General features: G+C 55.5%; 1 protein-coding gene. It reads right to left on the reverse strand.

Translation table 11 applies throughout. The features are described from left to right. Positions 1 to 239: 239 nt before the first annotated feature. The gene (locus Q0482_RS06845; protein WP_299144943.1) at positions 240 to 998 is read right to left on the reverse strand and encodes a sulfite exporter TauE/SafE family protein; all 759 of its coding nucleotides are present in this window, start codon (positions 996 to 998) and stop codon (positions 240 to 242) included. Between the last annotated feature and the right edge of the window lie 109 nt (positions 999 to 1,107).

The following is a 1,107-nucleotide window of genomic DNA, read 5'->3' on the forward strand; positions in this document are numbered from 1 at the left end:
TCCATCACTCCATAGAATCATTTCTTATGGCCAACTGGGAAACATATGGAGTGATTTCCGGTAGAACCGCGGGCTTTTCATGCCCCTCTACCATGTAAATAACGGGAGGTCCTCATTTTTGAAAAGAGGCGAAAAATTTTTATTAAATTTCACGGCTATAATCACTATGTATGCTTTAGATGGCAGCAGGAGATTTCGATTTCCACGTAAAAAGCGGCGCCAAAGCGCCGCAGGTAAGGTCAATGGAAGAGGAGCATAATACCGCCGCCTATGGTGGGGAGGGCCACGATGGATGCTTTCAGCAGAGGGAGCGGGGCCAGGTGTGTCATTTTGGCGCCGATCCAGGCGCCCACGGTAAGTCCTGTCAGGGTCTGGAGGAAAATCCAGAGGTCCAGATGGCCGCTGACAAGGTAGCCAAGGCCGCCGGAGGCGGAGATGGGGAGGATAATCATCATGCAGGTGCCGATGGACTGGAGAAGGGGTACGCCGAAGATGACCATGAGGGCAATCTGTATGTAGGCCGCGGCGCCGATACCGAAGGCGCCGGCCAGGAAGCCGGAGACTATGCCTGTGGGAATGCCGTAGAGATACAGTTTCCTTCCGGTGAGGATTGTCTTCCTCACGTGAAGATGATGGTTCAGCCAGTCTGCCTGGTAGAGCTTCACGTAAAGGATGAGGGCGCTGGAGAGGACCATGAGACCTGTCATAAGGCTCAGGTCGTCGGAAGGCATACGGTTGGAAACGGCAGCCCCCAGAAGGGCGCCGATAATGCCGCCTGCACCGATGACGGCGCCTACTTTCACCACCACTTCATGTTCCCTGAAATGGCTGACAGCGCCGGAAATCATGGTAAACGTCATGGAAGCCAGGGCCACCGCCAGAGCGGTGTGGATAGGCACGCCAAAACCTACGGTGAGAAGAGTAATGGTAACGCCGGCCCCGCCGGCGCCTACGAAGCCGATAAGGGCTCCCAGTAAAATCATGGAAAATAAAAGCATACATGTCTCCTTTAAGGCCGCCTGCCGGCGGCCGGTTCAGAGGGTTCTTCCCCATCCTATTGTCCCACCCGTTTGCGGGGGGGGGGAAGGTGGTGCCGTAGCACCAAAG

This window comes from uncultured Dialister sp., from assembly GCF_937959425.1.
GTDB lineage: Bacteria > Bacillota > Negativicutes > Veillonellales > Dialisteraceae > Dialister.